This window comes from Saprospiraceae bacterium, assembly GCA_016709995.1.
In the GTDB taxonomy this organism is placed as follows: domain Bacteria; phylum Bacteroidota; class Bacteroidia; order Chitinophagales; family Saprospiraceae; genus JADJLQ01.
On sequence record JADJLQ010000003.1, the window covers coordinates 302,629 to 326,399 of the forward strand.

15 protein-coding genes are annotated in these 23,771 nt (G+C 42.2%); 13 read left to right on the forward strand and 2 right to left on the reverse strand.

The window, feature by feature from the left end; translation table 11 throughout:
• Positions 1 to 40 precede the first annotated feature (40 nt).
• The 4 genes from IPJ09_20285 (at position 41) to IPJ09_20300 (ending at position 7,704) form a co-directional block, all read left to right on the forward strand.
• Entirely contained in the window at positions 41 to 2,473 is a 2,433-nt protein-coding gene (locus IPJ09_20285; GenBank protein MBK7373730.1) for an ABC transporter permease, read from the forward strand.
• Positions 2,474 to 2,531: 58 nt separating this feature from the next.
• The gene (locus tag IPJ09_20290; protein MBK7373731.1) at positions 2,532 to 4,982 is read left to right on the forward strand and encodes an ABC transporter permease; all 2,451 of its coding nucleotides are present in this window, start codon (positions 2,532 to 2,534) and stop codon (positions 4,980 to 4,982) included.
• 207 nt (positions 4,983 to 5,189) lie between these two features.
• Positions 5,190 to 6,104 carry an RraA family protein gene (locus tag IPJ09_20295; GenBank protein ID MBK7373732.1) on the forward strand — a complete coding sequence of 305 codons (915 nt, stop codon included), beginning with the start codon at positions 5,190 to 5,192 and terminating at the stop codon, positions 6,102 to 6,104.
• Between the two features lie 97 nt (positions 6,105 to 6,201).
• Positions 6,202 to 7,704, forward strand: coding sequence for a mandelate racemase/muconate lactonizing enzyme family protein (locus IPJ09_20300; GenBank protein MBK7373733.1), 1,503 nt, complete (start codon positions 6,202 to 6,204; stop codon positions 7,702 to 7,704).
• Positions 7,705 to 7,793: 89 nt separating this feature from the next.
• Here the strand turns inward: IPJ09_20300 and IPJ09_20305 are convergent, their stop codons facing one another.
• A complete protein-coding gene (locus tag IPJ09_20305; GenBank protein ID MBK7373734.1) occupies positions 7,794 to 11,258 on the reverse strand; it encodes a T9SS type A sorting domain-containing protein in 3,465 nt (1,154 codons plus the stop codon).
• A gap of 223 nt (positions 11,259 to 11,481) precedes the next feature.
• On the opposite strand from IPJ09_20305, the gene IPJ09_20310 reads away from it, so the two are divergent.
• Together IPJ09_20310 and IPJ09_20315 are read left to right on the forward strand one after the other, a co-directional pair.
• A complete protein-coding gene (locus IPJ09_20310; protein MBK7373735.1) occupies positions 11,482 to 13,293 on the forward strand; it encodes an AAA family ATPase in 1,812 nt (603 codons plus the stop codon).
• Between the two features lie 24 nt (positions 13,294 to 13,317).
• Complete coding sequence (locus IPJ09_20315; protein MBK7373736.1) at positions 13,318 to 13,467, forward strand: hypothetical protein; 150 nt, start codon at positions 13,318 to 13,320, stop codon at positions 13,465 to 13,467.
• 114 nt (positions 13,468 to 13,581) lie between these two features.
• On the opposite strand, the gene IPJ09_20320 is transcribed toward IPJ09_20315, so the two are convergent.
• Entirely contained in the window at positions 13,582 to 18,240 is a 4,659-nt protein-coding gene (locus IPJ09_20320) for a DUF3494 domain-containing protein (protein ID MBK7373737.1), read from the reverse strand.
• Positions 18,241 to 18,627: 387 nt separating this feature from the next.
• Here IPJ09_20320 and IPJ09_20325 point away from each other — a divergent pair, with 387 nt between their 5' ends.
• The 7 genes from IPJ09_20325 (at position 18,628) to IPJ09_20355 (ending at position 23,765) form a co-directional block, all read left to right on the forward strand.
• Entirely contained in the window at positions 18,628 to 19,212 is a 585-nt protein-coding gene (locus IPJ09_20325) for a TetR/AcrR family transcriptional regulator (protein MBK7373738.1), read from the forward strand.
• Positions 19,213 to 19,214: 2 nt separating this feature from the next.
• Positions 19,215 to 19,721 carry an SRPBCC family protein gene (locus IPJ09_20330; GenBank protein MBK7373739.1) on the forward strand — a complete coding sequence of 169 codons (507 nt, stop codon included), beginning with the start codon at positions 19,215 to 19,217 and terminating at the stop codon, positions 19,719 to 19,721.
• 11 nt (positions 19,722 to 19,732) lie between these two features.
• Positions 19,733 to 20,041, forward strand: coding sequence for a DUF1330 domain-containing protein (locus tag IPJ09_20335; GenBank protein MBK7373740.1), 309 nt, complete (start codon positions 19,733 to 19,735; stop codon positions 20,039 to 20,041).
• Positions 20,042 to 20,161: 120 nt separating this feature from the next.
• Positions 20,162 to 20,911, forward strand: a complete 750-nt coding sequence (locus IPJ09_20340) for an SDR family oxidoreductase (GenBank protein ID MBK7373741.1) — start codon at positions 20,162 to 20,164, stop codon at positions 20,909 to 20,911.
• Positions 20,912 to 20,944: 33 nt separating this feature from the next.
• On the forward strand, positions 20,945 to 21,931 hold the full coding sequence (locus IPJ09_20345) for a 3-hydroxyacyl-CoA dehydrogenase family protein (protein MBK7373742.1): 987 nt from the start codon (positions 20,945 to 20,947) through the stop codon (positions 21,929 to 21,931).
• 164 nt (positions 21,932 to 22,095) lie between these two features.
• Positions 22,096 to 23,130 carry a caspase family protein gene (locus IPJ09_20350; GenBank protein ID MBK7373743.1) on the forward strand — a complete coding sequence of 345 codons (1,035 nt, stop codon included), beginning with the start codon at positions 22,096 to 22,098 and terminating at the stop codon, positions 23,128 to 23,130.
• Positions 23,131 to 23,186: 56 nt separating this feature from the next.
• Positions 23,187 to 23,765 (forward strand): hypothetical protein, encoded by a 579-nt coding sequence (locus IPJ09_20355; GenBank protein MBK7373744.1) that lies wholly within the window; start codon positions 23,187 to 23,189, stop codon positions 23,763 to 23,765.
• Positions 23,766 to 23,771: the final 6 nt, after the last annotated feature.

Genomic DNA, 23,771 nt, shown 5'->3' on the forward strand with positions numbered 1-23,771 from the left:
GATCTCCCACTTCAAAGCTGATAGCTCAAAACTAAAAATTATGCTAACCAATTATTTCAAACTCGCACTTCGCAATCTCCTCAAAAACAAAATGTACACTGGTATCAACCTGGTTGGATTATCTATTGGGATCGCAGCTACTATCTTAATCTACCGGATCATTACCTATGAACTATCTTATAATAAACATTTTAAGAATTATGATCGCATCGTCCGGGTGATCGTCGATGGAAAAAATAAGATTACAGGAAATCATTACCAGAATCAAGGCATGACCTTACCGGCAATGGATGTGATTAAAAGATCAGTGCCCCAATTTAAGACCACTACTAAAATTAAAGAATTTTGGCCTACGATCGCTGTGCCCAATCCTTCCGGAGGAGCTCCTTTGAAAAAATTTAATACCGAAGAACCATCCGTCGCATTTTTTGTAGAACCTGCATTTTTTGAGATTTTTGATTACCAATGGCTCGCTGGCAATGCCCAATCTGCATTGAATGAAGTCAATACCATCGTTCTGACTAAAAGCCTGGCAGAAAAATGTTTTGGAGATGCCACCCAGGCGATTGGCCAGACGATCATCATGGACAATTTAGAACCTTATCTTCGGGTAGAAGGTGTCGTAAATGATCCGACTCCGACTTCCGATTTTCCGATCACGGCTTTTGTGTCCTATCCCACATTCAGAGCGCACCCCGAATTTTATTTTTATAGTGATGACTGGGGTTCTACCAGTACCAATAATCAATTTTTTGCGTTACTGAATGATCCTACTCAGGTAGATGCCACCAATCAGGTGCTGGCCGGAATAGGACAAGAACATTATGAAACGGACAGAGGTAGCAGGAAACATATGCTGCAGCCGCTGTCAGACTTGCATTATAATGAAGACCTGGGTACTTCAGGAAGCCATGTAATGGACAAAAAGAAACTGTGGATCTTGGGCATGATTGGGTTCCTGATCCTTATCATGGCCTGTTTTAATTTTATCAATATGGCCAATGCCCAATCCGTCACCAGGATAAAAGAAGTCGGCATCCGTAAGACATTGGGTGTAAGCAATGGCGCTTTGATGTCCGGGTTTTTATTGGAGACTGGTCTGCTGGTCCTATGTGGCATTTTATTAGGAGCGGGTATAGCGTTTGTCACTACACCTGTATTGCAGCATATATCCCCATTGCCTGCTGACATTTCTTTATTTAGTGATTTTGGGTTGATTTTGTTTTTATTGGGCTTGTTCGTTGTCGTGACTTTGCTTGCGGGATTGTACCCTGCATCTGTGCTTACATCTTTTCAACCTGTTAAAATATTCAGATCAGATTATGACAAAGGATTTGGATCTGGCGTGATGTTGAGAAAGGTCCTCGTAGTTATACAATTTGTGATAGCTTTTGGGCTAATAATCAGTACCGTGGTGACATTGAGCCAGTTGTCCTTTATTCAAAATATGAATCTTGGCTTCAATAAGGATCTGGTCTACACCTTTGGCTATAACAATGATAGCCTGACTCAATCCCGGCTTGGCACTTTAAAAAACAGGGTGACAGCTATCCCGGGTGTGGAAAACATGAGCGTCAGTAGCGATATGCCATCCTCTGGCAATACGTGGAGCTCCAATTGGTCATTGAGCCAGGGCAAAGAAGATGCACCTTTTAGTATCTCTATAAAATATTGTGATGAAGATTTTCAAAAGACCTATGATATAAAATTATTGTCAGGAAGATGGTTAAATCAATCTGATACTGCCCGGGAGGCAGTACTGAACAGGACAGCATTATTAAAATATGGCATCACCAATGTCGATTCGATGATCGGGAGTCCTATCAGGCTGGGTGGTGGTCAACCAATGATACTGGTGGGGGTAGCGGAAGATTATCATAGTCATTCTGCCCATGAACCACTGGAGGCACTTTTAATGACTTCTTATAATAAGTTTTATTTTTTGGCTAGCGTCAAGCTCAGAGATGCCAATATCCATGCAACGACCGCTGCGATAGCAAATATTTACAATGATATGTTTCCGGAGCAGGTGTTCAAGGGTACATTTTACGATACAGAGATCCAGCGGTTTTACGAGACAGATACCAAGTTTACCGCTTTATGCAAAGGCTTTGCCCTGCTGGCAGTGCTCATCTCCTGCCTGGGATTATTTGCACTGGCTTCATTTGCTATTTCCAGGAGATTAAAAGAAATAGGTGTCAGAAAAGTATTGGGCGCTACGACCGGTAACATAGTAGGTCTCATCAGCAAAGATTTTTTAATATTGGTCATGGTCGCATTTTTTATCGCAGCGCCGCTCTCATGGTATTTTATGAATCAATGGTTGCAGGGTTTTGTATATCGTACGGATATTTCCTGGTGGATGTTTGTGGTAGCTATGGTATTGGTATTAACGCTGGCTATGGTGACTGTATCTACGCAGGCTGTCAAAGCTTCATGGACCAATCCTGTTAAATCACTGAGAAGCGAATAAATGGTTTGGAAACTATATTATTAGATCAATTAATTTTTAACCATAAAACCTGGATATTATGTCCATAATCTCATTTAAAACAGCTTATCGCAGTCTGGTCAAAAGAAAGGGTTTCTCACTGCTCAATATGCTAGGACTGGCTATCGGTATGACTTCATGCCTTTTAATATTTCATTATGTGTCTTTCGAAAGAAGTTTTGACAATTTTTCTAATCAGGGAAATCAAGTGGTTCGGTTGAGATTGGACAATTATCGACAAGGTACCTTGTCATGGAAGTCTGCTACTTCTTATCCTGCAATTGGTCCAACGATGAAAAAGGAATTTCCCGAAGTGGAAGATTTTTGTCGTTTATATGATTATGCCATTATCTTAAGCAATCCCGGCAATAATGTCAAATACTCCGAGACAAAGGGATATTATGCGGATGCGTCAGCGATTCCTATGTTGGGTGTTGATATTATCGCTGGCACTTCCGTTAATGCATTGAGTGAGGTCAAGCAAATGGTCATTTCAGAATCAATGGCGAAAAAATATTTTGGGCATGAAGATCCCATGGGGAAAAGACTTTTGATCGGTGATGAAGACCTTGGTGCCGACAATGCTTTGATGATCACCGGGGTGTTCAAAGATTTTCCTGTCAATTCGCATTTGCAATTGAATTATTTGGTGTCTTATAAAACCTTCCAGTACCGGCTCAATGCGCAGGGAGATACTACTAATGCCAGTGAAACGGAGTGGGGGTGGTATGATTTTTACACTTATTTGCAATTGAAGAAAGGTACGGACCTCAAAAAGTTTGAAGCTAAATTTCCGGCTTTCTGTAACACGCATATGAATAATGGGGACTACAGTAAAAAAAATAATATTATTGATGCTTTGTCATTGATACCATTGAAAGACATTCACCTTTATTCTAACTATAACCAGGAGGCGGAAGTGAATGGCAATGGACAGGCTGTCTCTTTTTTATTCCTCATCGCTTTGTTTATCCTCGGCATAGCCTGGGTCAACTATATCAATCTGTCTACTGCCCGTTCCGTAGAAAGGGCAAAAGAGGTAGGTGTTCGTAAGGTGATGGGAGCTCAACGATCCTCATTAATTCAACAGTTTTTGACCGAGAGCCTGCTTTTGAATCTATTGAGTTTTATTATTTCATTGATTGTGTTTTCTTTAATACTACATCCATTCGATGTGTTTACGGGCAAGTCGTATCTATCCTATACTTTGATGAGTGCACAATATTGGATTTTATTCAGCATGATGTTTATTGTTGGGACTTTACTCTCAGGAATGTATCCGGCTATTGTATTGTCTGGATTTCAACCGGTCACTGTGTTAAAAGGTATGTTTAAAAATTCAAGCTCCGGTGTCTTGCTACGCAAATCTTTGATTATCACTCAATTTGTCACTTCCGTCGTATTGATAGCAGGGACGATCATTGTTTTTAATCAATTGAAGTACATGAGGTCGCATGACCTTGGAGCCAATATCGATCGGACGGTAGTATTAAGTGGAGTGCAAACAGTCACTGACTCTATGTATAATGATTTGTTTTCGCCGTTTAAGTCAGCAGTGTTATCCGGTGCTCAGGTAGCCAGTGTATCTGCTTCCACCAGTGTGATGGGTAAAGAAATCTACTGGACCAATGGTGTGCAAAGAGTTGATGTCCCAGAAGCCAGCGCACACACCATGTATAATATGGGAGTAGACTATGATTTCATTCCTTCCTACCAAATAAAAATGATTGCCGGACGCAATTATGCTAAAGAATTCTCTACAGACAATCGGGGAGTCATCCTTACTGAGAATGGAGCACGTGAACTTGGGTTTACAGACATGAATGATGCGATCAATAAAAAACTTAAAAGAGGTAGAGATACGCTTACCATCCTGGGGATCGCTGCGAGTTATCACCACCAGGGATTGCAAAAATCCTTGGATCCCATGATTATCCTATTAAGACCAAATGCCAGAAATTATTATTCAGTCAAATTAAAATCAGGCAATACTGCTCAGGCATTGGCCCAAATTGAATCTGAGTGGAATAAATTTTTCCCAAAAGATCCATTTAATTACTTTTTCCTTGATGAGGCTTACAATGAGCAATATAAAGGGGAGACTTTATTTGGAAAAGTCTTTGCCATTTTTGCAATCCTCGGGATATTAATCGCTTGTTTTGGTCTATTGGGCTTGTCTGCTTACAATGTGATACAACGAACCAAAGAGATTGGTATCCGAAAAGTCATCGGAGCATCAGAGGTGAATATATTGAAGTTATTGACAAAAGATTTTATCCTGCTGGTCTTGATAGCGCTTGTGATAGCGATTCCACTTTGTTACTGGATTATGAAAAACTGGCTAGCAGGTTTTGCTTTCCGCACTACATTGGACTGGAAGGTATTTTTGATATCAGGCGGTATCGCTTTATTAATAGCCTTCATCACGATCAGTGTGCAGGCTTTCAAAGCGATTACTTCTAAGCCGGTGACTTCGCTGCGGATGGAGTGAGATAAGGGCAACTGGTGCCAGCTGAGATTTTTTTTTGATAAATGAGGCATATAGAGTGCCTGAACAGGGTAGTGATTTGTCTATTGTATTTGCTGCCCCATAAAGCACATGTTAGTTCATTCAGATTATCTATTTGCAAGATTTTTATTGCACGAACACCATTATTCATGCAATCATTGTATATATTTATAAATCAAATATGATATAATGATGAAAATTTCAGTGTTATTCTTAGCGCTTATTCCCTTATTTGGCTTGACTCAATCGGTCTCCCCGACACCGGAATATATCAAATCTATCACGCCATTGTGGACCGGAGTTCGTACACCTGATGGCAGACCCCGGTTGGATGACAAATTGCTGGAACGACTTAAAGGCGTCTCTATCGAAGAGGCCTGGGGATACCTGCGCAACAAAGGATTTCAAAATCAATTTGAAGGAGATTGGTTTATATTGCGTCCGGAGCAGCCTATGGTCGGAAGAGTAGTTACTGCTCAGTATGCTCCTTTGCGTCCCGACCTCGAGAAGGTGTTAAAAGATCAGGGAACTGCAGAAGGCCGGGTAGGGGCCATGAACAGTTGGCCGATCGATGTACTTAAGACAGGAGATATATATTTGGCCGACAGCTATGGTAAAATAGTGGATGGCACCCTTATCGGGGATAACCTGGGCAATGCCATCTATGCCAAATCAAAAAATGGGGTGGTTTTCAACGGGTCAGTCAGGGATATAGCCGGTCTCGAAGAGATCGAAGGATTTAATGCCTTCATCAAAGGCCATGATCCGAGCTATATCCAGCAGATGATGCTTACCGGGCTCAATGTGCCTATTCGTGTCGGAAGAGCATTTGTATTGCCGGGAGATCTTCTCCTGGCCAAAAAAAGCGGGGTCGTGTTTATTCCTCCTCACCTTGCGGAGGACCTCATTATCAATTCCGAGTTTACTCAATTAAGAGATCACTTTGGTCATCAAAGACTCATCGAAGGCAAGTATACTCCCGGGGAAATAGACACCCGTTGGACGGAGGTGATTAAAAAAGATTTCCTGGGCTGGCTCAGTAGTCAAAAGCTTCCTATGACCAGAGCGGAACTTGATGCTTATATGAAAGATAGAAATTGGTAAGTCAGATGTCAGATGTCAGATGTCTGAATCTGATGCCTGACTGCTGATGTCTGACTGCTGACCTCTGAAATATTAATAACTAAAAAAACCTTTAAACATGTTAACTCCATCTCAAAAATTTCTGGCAAAATTTGGACTGAGTGATCCGGATCCTGATGCCATACAGCCGGATGAATCCTCCCGGGCTGACAGGTCAGGAAGATCAACAAAAGAGCCCAAAGATCGCCGCAACTTCCTTAAAAAATCTATCGGTGGTCTCGCTCTGGGAAGTATGATGTTTTCTGCTTCTTCCGAAGAGACACTTGAGCACTCCACTTCTAAAGTCAATCGATTTTCAGCTCCCTCTGATTTGAAAATCACTGATATGAAGTACGCTGTAGGCCTTAATGGCAATGGCCGATGCCCTATCATCAAATTGGAAACCAATCAAGGAATCGTAGGCCTGGGTGAAGTCCGCGACGGCGCAGACTGGCGCTATGCTTTATTTCTTAAAAGCAGAATCAAAGGCATGAACCCTTGTAGTGTAGAGCAAGTATTTAAACGCATCAAACAGTTTGGAGGGCACTCCCGTCAGGGCGGAGGCGTCTGTGGGGTGGAGATGGCTTTATGGGACCTGGCCGGTAAGGCATATAACGTACCGGCATACCAACTTTTAGGGGGCAAGTATCGTGACAAAGTAAGGTTGTATGCGGATACTCCTCAGGAAAGAGATCCTAAAGTTTTTGCAGAAAAAATGCGGGTGCGAATGAAAGAAAAGGGATTTACTTTCCTCAAAATGGATTTTGGGATTGAAATGGTAAAAGACATAGAAGGCGCCGTGACTAATGGCAATTTTTGGGATGTAGGCCGTCAATGGTCAAATGAACCCATGAGTTATGGAGCTACTTTGCATCCGCTCACGCAAGTACAGATCACAGATAAAGGCCTTGATGAAATATGCAAGTACATTCAGGCAGTAAGAGATGTCGTTGGGTATGAGATCCCGCTAGCTTCAGATCATTACGGGCATTTTGATTCTAATAATGCCATTCGATTAGGTCGTGCAGTAGAAAAATATCGCTTAGCCTGGTTAGAAGATATGATACCCTGGCAATTGACTTCACAGCTCAAAGAAATCAAAACTGCTATCGAAACGCCCCTTTGTACTGGTGAGGATATCTATCTCAAAGAAGGATTTATCCACCTGATAGACCAGCAAGCTATAGACATCGTACACCCTGATCTGGCCACTTCCGGTGGATTGTTAGAAACCAAACGCATAGGAGATTATGCGGAAGAACGCGGAGTGGCGATGGCCATGCATTTTGCCGGGCTTCCTGTGTCCTTCATGGCTAATGTACATTGTGCCGCTGCTACGCAGAATGTCATGGGCCTTGAAAATCACTCTATCGATGTGCCTTACTGGCCTAACCTGGTGAAAACTTTAGATGGCAAACCACTCTATGAGAATGGATATGCTAATGTACCAAATACTCCTGGTCTGGGTATAGAACTCAATGAAGAGGAGTTGAGAAAACATATTGCTCCGGAAAGTCCTGGATTTTTCGCGCCTACTCCGGAGTGGGATAATATCAGGAGCTGGGATAGGTTGTGGAGTTGATGAGGTTATTTTCTTCTGTAATTAAAAAAATGCCGGGTACTTTGATGTATCCGGCATTTTTTTAATTACTTAATCCGCTGGATATTCTTTTACAACACAATCAATTTTTTAATAGAGCTTCTGCTGCCTGTTGTTTCCAGGTTACAATAATAAATGCCGGGTGCAAGCTTCACTGAAAGATTTATTAATCGCCCACCTGCGACCTTTGATTGATACATCGAATGGCCGAGTGCATTCAAGATGCGGAAGGATACCTGTCCCGGGTATGCAGTCAAATCAACGTATAAATGATCGGTCATCGGATTGGGATATAGAGCCCATAGTTCCGGGTGAGCCATTGACTTTGAGGCGGTAACTGTATTGAGATCAAATAGGATAGACGATGACCAGCTGCTGCTAGTCTGACTGCAAAGATTCATCACCTGGAACTCATAGGGTTTGTTTTCCAATGTACTGATTAGGATGGATGAATCGCGGGTAGGACCAAGTGTAGTCCAATCTTCCGCTCCCACCGTCCTTAGTCTGATGATGTATCTTGCCTGGGCTGGATTAATATAAGCGCATCGTACCGAATTAGCATCAACCCTGGTTAGTAGTAAAGATTGTGCGGTGACTGAAGGGCAGTCCTGCAATGTCTGAAATGGAATGGATAACGACCAGGGGCTGAGGGTAGAATCCAGGCAGCCGACCCTGGATTGAAATACATATTTGGTCGCAGGCTTTAACTGATCAACATAATAAAAATTTTCCCTGCTTGCAGGCAACGGCAGCCAGGTAAGGCTATCAGGCTCACGATATCTCCAGTCAAATCCTAACACGCCATTGATAGCACAGTTTAATCGGGCATCTTTTGTTTTGATTTCGCGTACAAATAGATTATTAAATAAAGGTGGACTACAATCGGTAGAAGATCGAGTCCTAAAATTTTTAGACCTGGACCATGGACTTACGGCAGCCTGGCAGGCAATCCTGCACTGAAATTCATAGCTGGTGTCTGCATAAAGCCCTTTTAAGCCGACTCCTGGCTTATCAGTGATTGGAGTAAAAGTCCATGGTTGTGTGTTTTTGATACGATACCTAAACTCATATTTAAGCGCATTTGGGATGTCGCAGTATAAGACGGCAGATGCATCATCGACTGACAATGCAATTATTTCACTCAGTGACGGCGTGGAACAAGAGGACAAATGTGGTTTCATTGGATTGAAATACACGGAGACAGACCAGGCTGACCACTTGATACTTCGGCTGAATCCTGAACGAAGACTATCCGGTAAGTACAGTCTGCATTGGAACTCATAGAGATTACATTCTACACTGTCATCATCACAGGATTCATCCCAGCTGACATTTACCGTATCGATGCTATTGGGAGTTTCACTCAATTCATCCCATGAGGTAGTACCGACTCTGCGCACCCTGTATTGATAAGCCGGCACATCGCCTAACTGACATTCAAGGTGCACCATTTGTTCATCAATAGGCATGGCAGTCAGATAGGTTGGGTGTGGAGGGGCGGTCGCATTAAAACTTGCTACCAGGGTCGTCTCAGAACTGGGTGCAGACCAGGGGCCCTGGGATCCATTGCAGGTGATTCTAACTATTATATCATAGGTAGTGCCTGGAAGCAGGTCTACCAGATCGATAGTATTATTTGGTGTTGTAGCCAGGGTAGTCCAGTTAATGTTTCCCTGTAACTGGTAGCTGAATTGATATTCTGTATAGCCTTTTACAGCGGTGACTTTCATACTGGTGGAAGTAATTTGATTGATACGTAGGATACTGCCCTGACAATAGGTTTCAAATACAAATGTAGGTGACCATGCACTCCATCGTTCATTTCCATCAGCGTCCACGCAGGAAAGCCTGCTACCATATTTGTATATGCTACCGTCATCCAGCCCTTCCAGGTATTGAATGGCCTCCCTGATAGGGTTTAGCTCAATCCAATTATTGCTATTATCTTTTTTATATCGCCATTGAATTTTATTTGGAATGTACTCGCGATATTGTAATTCGGCGGCTCGGGAAGTAATATTCTCAGCGCCAATACTATTTTCATCAGGTGGATTGCAGGAAACAGTAGTGAATACCGGACCATCTACCCATTCACTCCATTTGGATTCACATTTTCCTCTTCCCTGCCATTCGTAACTTTCACCTTCCTGCAAACCTTCTATGCGATGCAGATGTTGGTTAGACTCTTCTGTTGTCGTCCATTTGCTACGACCTTGTATGCGGTATCTGTATTGATACATTGCGTAGACATCTTCGGATGTATTGAATCTGGCTGTATTATAATCTACATTGAGCACGTGGAGTGAATTGATCGGGCCCAGACATATAGATTCAGTCCGAAAATAGACCATTTCAGGCGACCAATTGCTCGTCTCGCTATTATTGCATGTTCGGCGAAAGCCCCATTCAATGTCAGTATCTGGATATAAATCTCGTATTACTAAAAAAGGTTGGTCCGAGCGTTGTGTGATCCAGGCTGATCCAAGCTTCCACCTGAATTCCCACCTGCGCACCACATCAGGATCATATCCACGATCTTCCACTTTGGCTGAGGTCGAGGTGATATGGGATACCCAATAATCTCCCCTGATAGGATCCGTGCAGGCAGAAATGCCTAAATAGGTCAGGGTAGGTGAATAATCAGTGTATTGATTACTACAAAGCAATCTGCACTCTACTTCGTAATTTTTATTTGGATTGATATTATCTACAAATACAAATGGCAGCGTGGATTGGGGGATATTGCGCCAGGCTGAAGTGCCCTGTTCTCGTAGTCGGAATTGGTAGGCTGAAGCATATTTATCACAGTGTAATCTAAGGGTATTGGGTCCACCCGGATCGGCTCCTATTTCATTAAGTCTGGGTGCTCTACAATCAGACCTCAAGGTATAATCTGAGGACCATGGAGAAAAGGTTCCATCCGGACATTCCATTCTGAATTGAACATTTTCTATAACATCTCCGCCTCCGATTGGCCAGGTAAAGTCAGGGGAATTGGACCCCCAGTCTCTGTTGAGCGGAAATATACCCAATGCATGCCTGTCCACAAATTTGCCATGATAACTTTCGTATGCACCATAATAACCGGAGGAATTTAAATTGATCGACCAGTCTATATCATTTAGATGTAAGTATTCAATAGGTCCGCTGACAGTCTCACAATCGGAAGTAAAAAGCTTGGATATTGAAAATGGACTGGTGGTACCATCCGGACATTTTAATTGAAGTTGAAATTCATAACGGGTAGTAGGCCTCACATCGATAGTCACTTCGGGTTCCGTGGTGGTGACATTAGTAAAACTGGTGGCATTGGATTTTTTATATCGCCAATGATATTCGGTATATCCGGAAGATATAATGCTGAGTTTTACTTTGTTTTTGGTGAGGTTAGTCACCCTCAATAAAGCTACATTGGGTGTGGGACAAGAAGCGATTACATGATGAGTTGATGTTAAGCAAAATAGTAAGAACAAAATCACGAAGATTCGATCTTGGAGGACGATAGCTAAAAGTTTTCTCTGGGCTGACTTTTTCATTTTTTTTTTTCGAATTAGAGATAGCCAAAGGTAGTTTAGAAAACATAATTAATGCCACCCCGGAGGGTAGTTAACATTGGACTGAATAGTCAGGTATGTAGTCGATTTTGATTTATAATAATTTATTCAGGGGTTAGTGCCAGAACGTGCGGAAGCAGCGAGCATATTTAAATTTTATATTATTTATTTTTGTAATATTGAAAAATTTCTTCCTTTTACAGCCATGTTACTCACACCCGAACAACGCTCTATAATCCAGTCCACCGGCAATATCAAGATCAATGCCGTGGCGGGCTCCGGCAAAACCACTACGGTGATTGAATATGCCAAAGCCAGGCCAAAACAAAGTAAGATCCTCTACCTCGCATTTAACAAATCTGTCCGTATCGAGGCGAGTAAAAGATTTGCTGACCAGGGTATAGAGCATGTTAAAGTGGAGACTGCACATTCTTTGGCCTACAAACACATCGTACCACAAAAAGGTTATCGGGTGAAAGCTCAGGGATATAAAACCAACGAATTGGTAGACTTGTTAGGGCTGCAAGCATCCGGAGAAAAACATGCAGCGTATATCGTAGCCAATCATATCTCTAAATTCATGTCCTATTTCTGCAATAGCGACAAACTGAAAGTGAGCGAACTGAATTATCTTGATGTGGTCTCTGATCCAAAAGCAAAAATATTCGTAACCAATTATTATGCCTATATCGAGAAACAGACCCGCATGCTTTTGGGCAAGATGGACAAAGGCGAACTCGAGATCACCCATGATTTTTATTTGAAAAAATTCCAGTTGTCCAATCCAGTTTTAAATTTTGACTATATCCTTTTTGACGAAGGCCAGGACGCTTCAGCTGCTATGCTGCATGTATTCTTTAGACAGTCCGCGACCAAGGTCATCGTCGGCGACACGCACCAACAGATCTATGGTTGGCGGTATGCGATCAATTCCCTGGAGAAGGCTGATTTTAAAGATTATTATTTGTCAACCAGTTTTAGATTTAGTCAGGACATCGCTGATCTTTCGATGAAGGTATTGGATCGTAAGCTTGCGCTTGGACCCATCAAGCCGGTGCCTATCGTCGGAAAAGGTAAAAGCAAAACGACCAGGACCCATGCTGCCCTGGCGCGTACCAACCTAGGCCTGCTGATCCACGCGATCCAATATATCACTGAAAATCCCAAAATCAAAAAGATTTATTTCGAAGGCAATATCAATTCATATACCTACGCAGAGGAAGGAGCTTCGCTCTATGATGTACTTAATCTCTACAATTACAATCATGATCGTATCAGGGATCCTCTTATCCGCTCAATGAAGGATCTTACTGAATTAGAAGACTATGTAGACAAAACCGGCGAAGCACAACTCGGCATGATGGTAGAGATCGTCAAAGAATATGAAAATGAGATCTATGATATCTTGCGAGAACTCAAAGAAAAACATGTCGACAATGATCAGCGTGACCAGGCTGAGATGATTTTCTCTACGGTCCATCGGTGCAAAGGATTAGAATATGATACGGTTCACCTGGTCAATGATTTTCTTACTGATGACAAATTGACTAGCCTTATTACCAAACAAAAGGATGCTGCAGAAAAGGAAAATTCAGATGAAGCAGTTATTGACCTGGCCAGGCTCAGTGAAGAAATCAATTTGCTTTATGTCGCCATCACAAGGACGAAAACCAGGTTGTATATACCGGAGGATCTCAAGCCCGATGATTTTCAGGATTCTAATCATATCCATTGGACCAAGGGTGCGAAGAAAGCTTATAAAGAAGAAAAATCTGCGGACAACTACAATACTAAAAAAGCAAAATATAAAAAGAAATCACCGTTTGATTTTATTCCCTACCTGGAAGATCAACCCAAACCCGCAGCTGCCTCAGCAGGTGCTATATGGACAACGGAAGAAGATGATGAATTGACCATGATGTTTGAAGAGGGTTTGAGTTTGCAGGAAATGGCCAGTCATTTTGGTAGGACTAAAGGCGCTATCCGTGCCAGGCAACGGAGGTTGGGATTGGAATAGCATGCTAAAATATTCTATGCAGCAATGGAAGCGGTAGCCATCAAACTGATCAATGAAGGTGCAGACAATTATTTCATCGGCAATGCGCAGGTTCTGAGAAAATTAGAAGCTTTGGATTACTTATATAAAAAGCTAAAATCACAGTACCGACTGGATCCGACCTGGTCAATGTGATAGGGGAAATGGCTGGTATAGTACCCGTTAAGACAAAATAAAAGTATCCAAGCATTTAAATAAAAAGAGCACCTGAATAGTTGGTGCTCTTTTTATTTAAATATGAATCTTAACTTACTTTTTTGACAAAATTAATTTTTTGCTAATAGAATATTTTCCTTCAGTCATACGATAAAAGTAAACCCCGTCAGCGAGATTAGAAGCATCAAATTGAACCTGGCGCTGCTCATTTCGTGAAATGGTCCCATCAAAAAGTGAAGCTACTTTCTGTCCTCGCAGATTATAAATTTCTACAATTACGTGTTGACGAACAGGACTACTAAAATGAATAATCGTGGAATTGACAAATGGATTAGGGTAAGCCTGAACTGTTAAGTTTCCTGCACTTAATGCCAGGTTCTCTTCGTTATTTGGAATCGTTGACAAATTTCTGCTCCTTAAATTTGGTTGTGCTAAAGCAGTGGGGTTAGATGTAAAATTGCTATAACCCGGCAAACAATCTATACATCCCTGAGAAGTAACTATTACAGAGCAATGATTTTCACAGCCATAGGCATTCGTTGCTGTTAAGGAATAGGTCCCTGGTACAGTTACGGTGATCCATCCTGAGGTAGATCCATTACTCCACAGATAAGATGTTGCATCCATGGGTCCCTTGAGTTCTGTAGTTTCAGTTCCGCAAATATTTAATTTTCCTGCTATCATACAAGACTGAGATGATACTGTAATCTTTTTCGAACAGGTGCTGACACATCCATAAGGGTTTGTCACCACTACTGTATAGATCCCTGCATCCCATATGGCTAGATTTTGAGTGGTCGCTCCATTATTCCACAGATAGGTAAAATCTCCGACTGGTGCAGAAAGTATAATGGTTTGCATAAAACAAATGGCAGTGTCGCCGGTTATGGTGCAATCTGGAAACTGGCTGGGTATAATTGTTTTCGAGCAGGTACTGCTACAACCACTTGGATTGGTGACTATGACTGAATAAGTTCCAGCCTGGACTAATGTAATACATTGTGTGGTATCACCATTACTCCACAAATAGGATGCATCGTCTCCGGTGGCACACAGTCGGGTACCAACTACTTCGCAAAGAGGTGAAGTAGCTATAATAGTGCAGTCAGGAATTGGATTGACCACGGTTTTGATGCTGGCCGAAGTTTTTGTACCACATTCATTGGTGATAGTCACCCAATAAGTACCATTATTTCTGATGATCACACTTTGTGATTTGGCTCCGAAACTCCAAAAATACTGACTGCCTTTTGATGCAGTTAGAATGACCCTTTCTCCCACGCAAAATGTAGTGGGGCCATCCGCAGAAATAGTGGCGATGCTATTGGTGGAATTTAAAGAAACTTTGACAGGTAAAGAAGTATCACTACAAGCACCTGGTATAAATACTGAATAGATGCCGCTGTCCCTGACAGTGATCGTTCGGGTCGTATCGGATGTGCTCCACAAGTATCCTGTTGCCAGGGAAGCAGTAAGTTTTACGCTATCACCAATACATAGGTTTAATGGACCACTTGCCGTAATGGTGGGTGCAAGGAAACTATTAAGTGACACTATAGCTGGCATAGATACCCCGGCACATAATCCCGGCGTGGTTACTGTATAGTTTCCAGCAACTTTTATAGTAATAATTTGTGTAGTATCTCCAGTACTCCAGGTATAGTGACTAGCTGTTGATGAAGTCAAGGTCACACTATCTCCCAAACAGAAGGATAGTGGGCCACTTGCAGTAATGGTGGGAATAGCCGAAGCATTTACAACGACTATAGTGGCTTGGGATATTCCTCCACAAGCGCCGGATGTAGTGACGCTATAACTTCCTGCAGCTTTTACTGTGACACTTTGAGTGGTTTCTCCTGTACTCCATAAGAAGCTGATGCCGTCAGAAGAAGTAAGCTCGATACTATCACCTTGACAGAATGTTAGTGGGCCACTCGCCGTGATGGTTGGATTAGTAGCTGGTAGTATTGCTACTGCGGTCGTTGATGAAGTGCCTGCGCAAATTCCTGATGTAGTGACACTATAACTCCCTGCTGCTTTTACCGTGATACTTTGTGTCGTGGCACCAGAACTCCATAAATAGCCGCTGGATATCGATGAAGTAAGAATGACGCTATCACCGAGGCAAAATGATATTGGACCACTGGGCGAGACGGTTGGATTGGCAGAATCACTTACTGTAATATGGATCGAAGTTGAGGTGACAGTGCATTCTCCAGTAGTACTTACGCTGTAGTCGCCGTCTTCGTTGACTGTAATACTTTTGGTCGTGGCCCCATTACTCCACAGATTACCACTGCTTACAGATGATGTCAGTATTACACTACCTCCTGTACAAAACGTGGTTGGACCGTTCGCGGAGATTGTTGGAGCTGAAATATTTATAACATTTATTGCAATCGGAACTGAAGTCCCTGCACATATGCCCGAGGTGGTTACAGTATAGCTGCCGGTAGAAGTGACCGTAATACTTTGCGTAGTCGCACCTGTATTCCAAAGATATCCATCAGCTGGAGAAGATGTAAGTATGATGCTACCTCCTGTGCAAAATGTGAGTGGGCCATCTACCGATATCGTAGGGATGGCTCCGGCGCTGATGATTACCGTTGTTGTCTCCGAGGTCCCACCGCAGTTCCCTGTTGTGGTTACCGAATAGGTGCCAGGTGTGGTGATGGTAATACTCTGTGTCGTAGCGCCGTTACTCCACAGTATTCCACTAGCGACGGATGAAGTCAGCATCACGCTTCCTCCCGGACAGAATGTGAGTGGGCCATTTGCTGATATAGTTGGAATTAGGGGGGTAATAAGGTTTACCATAGTTGCAGCTGAGGTGCCACCACAAGTCCCGGTATTGGTTACGCTATAATTGCCAGCGGCAGTAACTGTAATACTTTGCGTTGTAGCGCCCGTATTCCATAGGTAACTGCTGGCGAGAGATGAAGTCAGAATGACATTTCCCCCGGTGCAAATTGAGGTCGGACCACTCGCTGAGATTGTAGGCACAGACACTGCCATAACACTTACTCCCGTAGGAAGAGAAGTACCTGAGCAAGTACCCGTCGTAGTTACACTATAATTGCCTGCTGTAGAGACGGTGATGGATTGAGTGGTAGCACCAGTACTCCATAGATATCCATCAGCAGGTGAGGATGTAAGGATGACACTACCTCCAGTGCAAAATGTAAGTGGTCCACCTGCTGATATCGTCGGAATAGCGCCAGCGCTGACCGAGATCATCGTTGTAGCAGAAGTGCTTCCGCAAGTGCTTTGATCGGTTACTGTATAGCTTCCTGCTGAGGTAACCTCTATATTTTGAGTGGTAGCGCCGTTACTCCATAGAATGCCGCTGGGGATTGATGAAGTCAGTATCACACTTCCTCCTGGACAGAAGGTGGTTGGGCCATTTGCTGTGATTACAGGTATAGTTAATGGATTTACGGTTACAGGAGTTGAACCGGAGGCAGTGCTGCAACCACTAGCATTGGTCACAGTAACACTATAATTGCCACTACTAGCTGCCGTGATGCTTTGCGAAGTTGCGCCTGTGCTCCATAGGTAAGCTGATCCTACGGAGGCAGTAAGCACAACATTTTCTCCCTGGCAGACCGTAGTTGAACCACTTGCTGATATGGTAGCACCTGGATTCGCATTGACAGTCACTGCTGTTCCTGCGGAGGTACCTGTACACCCGGAGGCATTGGTCGCTGTGACTGTATAATTGCCTCCTTCATTCACCAAGATGGAGGTAGTCGTCGCACCAGTACTCCACAAATAAGTACCACCACCTGAGGCAGTAAGGGTGACGCTCCCTCCCTGGCAGAATGTAACAGGGCCACCTGTGGATATCGATGCAGTAGGGTTAGAACCAATAGTTACCATAGTGGGCGTTGAAGTTGCTGTGCCGCAGGCATCGGAGACAGTAACAGAATAGCTACCGGCAGTACTAACGGTAATACTTCTAGTTATTGCGCCATTTGACCAACTATAGCTATTTGCTGAAGTAGCAGTCAATGTAACGCTCGCACCCTCGCAAAGCATGGTAGAACCGCTCGCACTAATAGAAGCGTTAGGTGGAGAAATGCCGGAGACATTGGTTGTGTGCAAATTTATCGCACCAGCTGTAGTGAGAGCACGACCGCTTAATGAAGAACCTACGTTTAAAGTAATCGCTCCACCGGCCAGAACAGTCCCTTGAAAGCTGGAATTAGTCCCTAATTCAAAAGCTCCGCTGATTTGCCAATATACATTACATAGATTAGCTGAATTGGTCAATACAATGTTAGCTGCTGAGCCGGTCGCAAGTGCTCCGTCAATCTTGAAAATAAAAACGGAATTGGCATTACCCTGACCATTGAGGGTCAAGGTTCCATTTAAGGTAGAGGCAGCACCCAGGCAATAAATGTTTGGGGTCAATATTTGTCCGCTACCCATCGTAGTCCCCAGGACCATGCCACAAGTCTTTCCACTTAAAGCAGCATAAGCATTAGCCACATCGGTTGCAGCGGAGGCTGAGGCACTATTTGCTACATTTATTTGTCCTACTACTGTGCCTGGAGGGAATCCGGCGAATGCTCCAACATTCGTACCGATATCTCCGGTGATGTGAGATGCGCCATCATTAGAAAAGGCTCCTGCTGCGCTAAAAACGCTGTAGCTAGTAGCGGAACCTAGCTCAATGACTTGTGTAAGTGCAACATTAGTATAAAGGCAAATAAATAGGCTGGTTAGGACTAATAAAGATTTGACTTTCATTTGGGGTTTTGATTTAAATAAACTTTAAATTAAATTACATAATTACAAAGTTGGTGGTAATTGTATTAAGTATTGTTACACATTTATAATATATAATTACATAAATCACATATTTTGTAGATTATAATATCGAAAAAAATGGATGATATAATTTTAGCCTACTCTCGAAAAGTTAAATAATTGACCTTTGTTTTCGCTCATTAGCCTGATCTGTGTAGAGATCTTTTTGCTATTAAATAGTGTGCAATCTATTTTTAAACTAATGTACTGTCTGAAGCTACCTCCTAAAATATCTTATTAGGACAGTGTTTGATAAAAAAAAACTAAGATTGTACAGAACGGTCTGTTTGTTTATATTTGCATTGAAATAAGTAATAGACTTGCTGAATGAATGTCAAACACAACAGAGAAGAAGTCATCAAAAAGGGGCTGAAACTATTTTGTATCGATGGGTATAGTGCGGTCGGTGTGGATGCCATCTGCAAGACGACAGGCATGACCAAAGGCGCTTTTTACAATGCTTTTGGTAGTAAAGAACATTTTTTATTGACTTGTCTTGCCTATTATGCGGATCAAAACTGTATACGTATTGGCAAGAAATTAATAGCAGCGGGTGCCAAAAGCCCACTGCAACGACTAGAGAAGTTTTATATAGATATGTTACAGGTCCAGTCTGATATTCAATACATGGGTTGTATGGTGAATAATATGATGTCAGAATTGGGGAGTTCCAATGAGTTAGTGGGTAAAGCGACCAATCAGTATTTCGAGCATTTTTTGGATGCATTGGAACCCACCATAAAAGAAGCTCAACTTGCAGGCGAATTGACTTCGGCGATAGAAAGCAGGCAAATAGCTAATTTATTACATGCTACTTTTTATGGCATTCTCACCCGAATCAAAAGCTCGCATGACAGAGAGCAGAGCATTCTTACGATGCGGTTAATCATTCAAACTTTAAAAAATAAATAACAGTGAGTAAAGTAACTAACATTAAAAGAAAAATCGAGATCAATCTACCTTCAACTCAGGTGTGGAAGACATTATCAGATTTTGGAAATATTTGTCACGGTCATCCTGCTGTGAGCAAATCTTATATCACCTCCACCCAAAAGCAAGGTGTGGGTGCTACCCGGCATTGTGACTTTACGATGATGGGCGCCACAGGCGAAGAAAGAGTAGTCGATTGGAACGAAGGTAAAAATGTAAAGGTCTCTGTATATGAATTGCACAAAATGCCTGGTATCGCGACGATGGATTTGGATCTTTCCATTGAAGAAAAAGGATCTCATACCATGCTCTCAGGCGAAATGGTCTACACGATGAAAAACGGTTTTTTTGACCTGGTCAATAGCTTAATGATGAAAAATATGAATGCCAAGCTTTTGGATGGCATTGTGGCCGGGCATAAAAAATATATAGAAACCGGTGAAATCGTCAATGAAAAAACGAAACTGGATCTAAGTGCAGTCATCAAATAAACTAAAAAAATATGTCTGAGAAAAAGACTTTTTTAATCGTCAATGCCATCCCCAATATGGAAGATATGCCTAGCTTTCAATCTTATCTGACTCAAATCGTGCAGCTATTCAATCAATATGGTGGCACCAATATGCAGCGGTTCAAAACCATAGAACAAGTGATGGGGAAAGGTGGAATAAAAGCGATAGCCGTTTTCGAATTTCCAAATCCTCAAGCAATAAAAGATATGATACTGGGAGAGGAGTTTAATGCACTAAATGACTTGAGGATAAAAGCATACAAACAGGAAGTAGATCTGATGATTTGTGAAACTTTGTAATCAGATCAGCATGGGTTATTAAAAAAATGCGGATGACTTTTTTTTGGGATATGACGGCCGATTTATTCTATATTCATCCTTTGGATTAGTTTTAAAAAATCTCCTATTAAATATCATGATATGGATTATCAGGAAGGTCAGTTTTATCAGCAAATAGCCCTCGTCTCTGGTGGTTCCTCGGGGTTGGGTTGGTCAATCACAAAATCTTTGCTGCAGGAAGGTGCCAGGGTGATTATCCTGGACATACATCAAAATAGGTCTCTTGATACAGCCAACCCTACCATGCTTGAATATCTCATGGTAGATGTAACTCAGGAAGATCAGGTGTCTGCAGCCATTGACTCTATGGTCCTCAAACATGGCCATATTGACATTTTAATCAATTGTGCAGGCATAACCGGCAAGACCAATATCAAAAGCCATGAAACGGAGACTGACAATATCAGGACGGTCTTTGACATCAACTTTATGGGTTGTTACTTTACTTCCAAACATGTCTTACCCATAATGCTGAAACACCACTATGGAAGGATTCTCCACATTGCAAGTATCGCAGGCAAAGAAGGCAATGCCGGTATGCTGGCCTATTCTGCCTCCAAAGCAGCCGTGATAGGCATGACCAAAGTCCAGGGTAAAGAATATGCCGAATCAGGCATCACCATCAATGCCCTCGCCCCGGCTGTTATCCAGACCCCTTTAGTAGACGCCATGCCAGCCGAACAGGTGAAGTATATGACCGATAAGATACCGATGAAACGATGTGGTACCCTGGAAGAAATCGCTGATATGGCATTATTTGTAGTTTCTCCTAAAAATAGTTTCACCACTGGTTTTACTTTTGACATGTCCGGTGGACGAGCCACCTATTAATATTATTAGGGTATTTACTTTAATCCAATGATTATGGAAAAAGCACTGATTGATATAGATAAGATTGTAGTGGGTGTAGTCGGAATTGGGTTGATGGGCTCCAGCATTTGTACTTGTATGTTGATAGCAGGGCATCCCGTGATCGGCCTCGCTCCTATACCGGTAGACCTTGAGGCAGTAAAACTCAGGATTTGTAATGATCTGGATGAAGCCAGGCGGGAAGGAATCATTACCCAGCCAACTCAATATTATCTCGACCATCTATTATTGACAGAAAACTACGAAGACCTTGCCCCGTGCTCCCTCGTCGTTGAATGCACCCTGGAAGATCTGAATATCAAATCAGGTGTATATCAAAAAATCGAAGCAGTGATCGCAGAAGATGCTATACTTACCAGCAATACTTCTGCCATCCCCATCACTTTATTGCAACAATCGGTGAAGCATCCTGGTCGCTTTTTTGGCTTACATTGGACGATACCTGCATTTACTTCCCGGTTTTTGGAGGTTATATGTGGAGATCATAGTGAGGTATCTAAAGGTGAATACTTATGTGAATTGGCCAAGTATTGGAGCAAAGAACCCACTTTCGTGCACAAAGATATCAGGGGATTTATCGCTAATCGACTGATGTATGCGATGTATCGGGAGGCTTGCCATTTGGTAGAGGAAGGATATGCCTCTGTAGAAGATGTAGATCGTGCTTGTCGCAACAATACCGGTTATTGGATGACCCTGGCAGGCGTCTTCCGGTGGATGGACCTTACCGGTGTGCAGGCATACCATGCAGTGATGAAAGATCTTTTGCCAGACCTCCATGCAGACCCCAGTATCCCCACTTTAATAGATGATATCGTCAAATCCGGAGGCAAAGGCGTGGCTAATGGTCATGGATTTTATACTTATACTCCTGAAGAAGCCAGACTATGGGAAGAAACCTATAAAGAATTTAGTTTTGAAATCAGGAAGTTGGCATTGAAATATCCGGAAGATGTGGTGAAGAGGAAGTTGAAGAGTTGAAAGTTTAGATCTGATGACAAAGTTGATGTTCACCTAAAGTCTTTCGGTTAGTAATTCACCATTATAAGTTCCAATACAATCGGGACTTAATCAACACTCCGTTTATTTGTCGGATTTTATTAATTTTAACGAATTTACTTTTACAAACCCCTTAAAAAAAACCTATGGCAAAAGATCGTGCGATTGGTGGGATACCAGGTAGTCCTGTACAGGAAATCAAACGAGGCAACAACTATCTGTTTGCTATTGGTATCAATGGTTATCAACATTTCCCCCGACTCACCAATGCCAGAAAAGACATTGAGGACATCACCAAAGTACTCGTCGATCAATATTCGTTTGAGCAGGCTCATGTGCAGGTCATTTTGGACGAGCAAGCCAGTCGTGAAAACATTGTAGACCACTTGAATGCTTTAAGAGAAATAATACAACCCCAGGATCGGCTGCTGATCTATTACTCTGGTCATGGATATTCAGATAATGAAAGGGGATATTGGATCCCGGTCGATGCAGAGCATGACCATATATCCAGCTTTGTATCCAACGCGGATATCCTGGATATCATCAAATTGATAAGAGCCCGGCACATTCTTTTGATCTCTGATAGTTGTTTTTCAGGATCCCTGCTTCACCGCGATGTTGCTTCCGGTATTTCGAAGAAAGCTATAGAGGCCTGGGACAAGGATCCATCGCGGTATGCCTTTATCTCGGGCAAAGGGGTAGTCAGTGATGGAAACGCAGGTGAAAATAGCCCTTTTGCCAGTGGTATCATCAGGCATTTGCAAGACAATGAGGCCGATGCGATCAATATCGTGAGACTGGCTGATCAGGTGACCCAGGAGATCAGTTTTAATTATCCTCAGCAGGCGGACATCAGTCCTCTGTATGGTGCCGGTCACAAAGGTGGGCAATATATTTTTTTTAAAAAGGGAAAGGAAAACCTGGTGTACAAACCAAATGAAAGTGACCAAGAATCCTTGCCAACACCAGAGGATGCACCCAAAAATGCCGATGTCGAAAAACAAAGAAATGGGAAAAACTCAAAAATATCCCATGATGGTAATATTGTGGTCGATATAGATCATGGAAATGTCACTGTGAACAGCAAAAGAGATAACATACAACCAAGCAGCATAACCAATCAAACTGCTGATAAAATATATAATATCGATAAAATAGATAATGCTGATTTTTCCTAAGTGATTGCTTCCTATGAATGGAAGAATATAAAATAAAATTGATCTAATAATTTCAAGTGAAAAAAATAAAAATCTTCCTGGCCTCCTCCAATGAATTAAATGCTGAACGCAACGGTCTTGAAATAGAGATATATCGAAAGTGCAAACTTTGGTTTGATAAGGGATTGTTTTTGCACCTTGATATTTGGGAGGACATGCCAGCCCAAATGTCCTTGACAGGCTCTCAAAGTGAATATGATAAATATGTTAGGGAAGCAGATCTGTTTATATTATTGGCTTATACCAAAGTAGGAAAGTACACAGAAGAAGAATTTGAGCATGCTTTTGGCCAATTTAAGTCTGTAAAAAAACCTTTTATATTTACTTTTTTCAAAACCCCACCTGTCAATGCTCATGAAAGCCTGTTTAATTTCAAACAAAAACTTTCAGAACTGGGGCATTTTAAAAGTGATTTCAAAGATCTGAACGATCTATGGAATCAATTGAATAAACAACTGGATTTTTTAGAACAAGATGCATTTAATGAATTTAAGCAGCCGGAGGATCGTCCGCTTACGACTGTTCCAACCACAACCAATCAGACCGCAGATAAAATCTACAATATCGATAAAATAGACAAAGCCAACTTTTCTTAATCCAAC